This window comes from Gilliamella sp. App6-5 (assembly GCF_001690525.1).
In the GTDB taxonomy this organism is placed as follows: domain Bacteria; phylum Pseudomonadota; class Gammaproteobacteria; order Enterobacterales; family Orbaceae; genus Gilliamella; species Gilliamella apicola_H.
On record NZ_LZGT01000043.1, the window covers coordinates 1 to 3,135 of the forward strand.

Consider the following 3,135-nt stretch of genomic DNA (forward strand, 5'->3'; position numbering starts at 1 on the left):
TCGTTTGCCTAGCAATTACTTTTCGTCCATATAAATCGATAATCACCGACAAATATAACCACCCTTCACCCGTTTTAATATAAGTAATATCGGTTACCCATGTCGTATTTGGCTTATCAGGGTTAAATTGCCTATTTAACGTGTTGGGCGCAATATTGCGATGAGCCGTGTCTGTTTTATACTTGAATTTACGTGCTGCTTTACTCCGTAATCCCAATTGTTGCAAAACACGGCTAATTGTCCTTTCTGAAACTTGATAGCCCGCTTCCCTAACATCATGAAGCAGGCTTGGCGCACCCAAACGGGCCTTATGTTGCCAATACTGCTTTTTAATATACTCGCTGAGTTTGGCTGATTTGTTTGCTCTTTTTAACCAAGCATAATAACCCGATGAACTGACACCAAGTAATGAGCATATCTTAGTAACGGGATAGCAGATTAAATGATTTTTCATATAAGCGTACTTCACCGACTTGGATTGTTGATGAAGTACACATGCGCCTTTTTTAGTATATCATTGGCCATTTTCAGTTCTTTAATCTCTTTTTCTAACGCCATAATCCGCTGTTGCTCAGCCGTTAACTCTCGACGGCTGGTTTTATTCGGGGAAAGTTGCCTAATCCATTTATCTAGGGTTGATTTACCCACACCTAGATGGTTGGCAAGTTCGCTGATAGAAAGGTGTGCATTAGATAACGCATAATCCACCGATTGTTGTTTGAATTCGATACTAAATTTTTTGACCATGATATTTGTCTCCTATGATTTTTGTTTATATCATAGAGGCAACTTTTGTCCACTTTTTTGGCGAGGATCAAAGTAGCTATGCCTGCGCCTGAAAAATAATCCATCATCGCCACGGGATGAATAAACCATGCCTTGCCGTCTGCGGATAGATTGGACAGTTTAGGGATATTGGCATCAGTGTTTGCTGTTGGGTTTTGGGCTTGTGCCTGTGCCACTTGTTTCCACCACAGTGAGGGTTTAATGCGCTGTGCTTTTTCTAGTTGCCAGTTTGATTTGACATGTTCATGCGCCTTGTCCACCACACGTCTAAGGCAAAATCACGGAGGTAAAGCTCGGTGATGCCAAGCTCATCTAATCCCGCTTCAATAAGTGCTTTTTGTTGTTGTTTTTCTTCTTCAAATAAGTCATCAATTTCGTTCCATTTGCTTAACGCTTCATCGGCATACCATTCGCTTTCATATTTCACCAGTAAATGCCCTATCAACTCCGCCGTCCAGCTTCGGCGTAATCCTTCCTTTAAATCCCTATCCGTAAAAGTCGGCGGCGGTAGGTCTTTTTTTCGTTGGGTTGAATAAATCAGTGTGCCCGTTAAGATTTGGTGTAATGCCCGCATCGCTGGGGTGTAATCGGCTAAATCTAATTTCGCCACTTTATTCTTGCCTATCTTGTCAGATAATTCACCCACCGTGGCTTTTTCTTCTATCGTGTCAAACCCTGGCCAGTGCCATGGACTACGTCGTTTGATATGTGCTTGCGCATTGTCTTTTATATTCACCCAACCGCGTATCGGTAATGTTTGCTCATCCAGTGCCGTCACTTGTACCTAGGTTGTGTTGTCTTCCTCTATCGCTATCAAGCCGTCATGCTCCAGTAAACTTCATTGATGCTCACTACTCGTTCTATGCTTTATTGTTATCTGATAAGTTTTACAACAAATCACGTATATTATTAATGATTCACTAAAAATCCCATGATAAACATTTTTGATTTTCATGAGCTTCACTTATTGCATCTGATAAAATTGATAAATCATCATTAGCATTTTTTTTATACATAGAATCAAGAGATACAGCAGAAATAATTTCTTTATTTTTAATAAAATATTTATTTTCAACAGTAAAAACGGTTTCAGATTTTAAATTTTCATCATGATAACCAATTGGTATATTGTAGTATTCAGTGTTTGATAATACTTCAAATAAATCTTTTCTTTTACTAACAACAATTTTTGAACGGTATGTTTCACCATAAATCCTAAGATTAAGTTGCTTTTTCATACAATTTAACACTGCACCTTCTGTCGCATGTAAAGATTCAAGTGTTATCTCTTCAGCTTTTAATCCGAATGATACGCATAAAATGTTAATGCTAATCAAATATAATATACCCTTCATTATCTAATTCTCCTTTATTATATTTTTCTAATAATTCCGATGCTTTATAACCAAAAGTAATTTCAAAATGAGGATAATCTTTTTGTTTTTTCCAATTACCGCCCCAAGAAAAACCATTTCTTATACCTACAGAAGATATTCTGATTAGAACGTTTTCGTCCCAATTAACTTTCTTATCTTTGATCTCTATAACGTCTATTGCTAATCCATAATTATGGTAACTATATCCTCCTCTAACCCAAGTAACTATATTTCCAGATGTTGTACGACCTTGCTCATAAAGGCGATTTTGTTCATCAATAGTTCTAAGTCCTGTCGTAACTCTTAATTGTATTCCAAATTGTTCTTCTACTGTAACTATCCCCTAAAATAGTACAGCAAAAAAGTAGAAAATTCTCTATGATAAAAGTAAAAGAGGATTCAATTATGAAAAAAATGACTGAACATCAAATCGTCGCTATTTTAAAAGAAGCTGAAGCAGGTATTCCTGTCAAGGAACTCTGCCGTAAATATGGCATGGCAAATTCAACTTTCTATAAATGGCGAGAAAAATACGGCGGAATGGAAACCTCTGATATTAAACGTTTAAAGGAGCTTGAGGCCGAAAACCGTAAACTTAAACAGATGTTTGCCGAACTGAGCTTAAAATCCCAGCTTCAGGAAGAAATCATAAAAAAGCTTTAGTGCCCACAAAGGTACGTAAAATGTGGGCACAGCAACTACAACAAAATCATTCAGTTACTATTGCTATGAGTTGTGCCATTGTTGGCTTAAGCCGTTGTGCTTACTATCATCAACCTAAGTTACCGGATGATTCGGTGATTATTTCGGTGTTGAATGCTATCACAGACCGGCATTTACGCTGGGGCTTTCCCAAATGTTTTAATCGCATCAGAAAGCTCGGCTATAAATGGAATCATAAACGGGTGTATCGGGTGTATTGTGAGTTAAAACTTAATATTAGAGCTAAACGTAAAAAACGTATCCCCCAACG

At 37.5% G+C, this 3,135-nt stretch carries 6 protein-coding genes and 1 pseudogene; 2 read left to right on the plus strand and 5 right to left on the minus strand.

All coding sequences use genetic code 11. The features are described 5' to 3' along the window. The 5 genes from A9G24_RS05870 to A9G24_RS13335 all read right to left on the minus strand — a co-directional run. The coding region (locus tag A9G24_RS05870) for a DDE-type integrase/transposase/recombinase (RefSeq protein ID WP_141673086.1) at nucleotides 1–454 on the minus strand (454 nt) is incomplete at its 3' end. Nucleotides 455–465: 11 nt separating this feature from the next. Then, nucleotides 466–747 carry an IS3 family transposase gene (locus tag A9G24_RS05875; protein WP_065579793.1) on the minus strand — a complete coding sequence of 94 codons (282 nt, stop codon included), beginning with the start codon at nucleotides 745–747 and terminating at the stop codon, nucleotides 466–468. A gap of 256 nt (nucleotides 748–1,003) precedes the next feature. Continuing rightward, nucleotides 1,004–1,564, minus strand: coding sequence for a hypothetical protein (locus A9G24_RS05880; RefSeq protein WP_065638206.1), 561 nt, complete (start codon nucleotides 1,562–1,564; stop codon nucleotides 1,004–1,006). Nucleotides 1,565–1,706: 142 nt separating this feature from the next. Further along, nucleotides 1,707–2,141: a hypothetical protein gene (locus A9G24_RS05885; protein ID WP_065638207.1), complete on the minus strand. Its 435-nt coding sequence runs from the start codon at nucleotides 2,139–2,141 to the stop codon at nucleotides 1,707–1,709. Next, on the minus strand, nucleotides 2,116–2,502 hold the full coding sequence (locus tag A9G24_RS13335; RefSeq protein ID WP_081303098.1) for a M15 family metallopeptidase: 387 nt from the start codon (nucleotides 2,500–2,502) through the stop codon (nucleotides 2,116–2,118). The genes A9G24_RS05885 and A9G24_RS13335 overlap by 26 nt, the downstream gene beginning before the upstream one ends. A 65-nt stretch (nucleotides 2,503–2,567) precedes the next feature. Between A9G24_RS13335 and A9G24_RS05890 the strand changes: the two are divergent. Further along, nucleotides 2,568–2,790 (plus strand): annotated as a pseudogene (locus tag A9G24_RS05890) (transposase); the annotation flags it as partial. A gap of 100 nt (nucleotides 2,791–2,890) precedes the next feature. Then, nucleotides 2,891–3,135 (plus strand): IS3 family transposase (locus A9G24_RS05895; protein ID WP_442902753.1); only part of this gene is annotated, 245 nt, incomplete at its 3' end.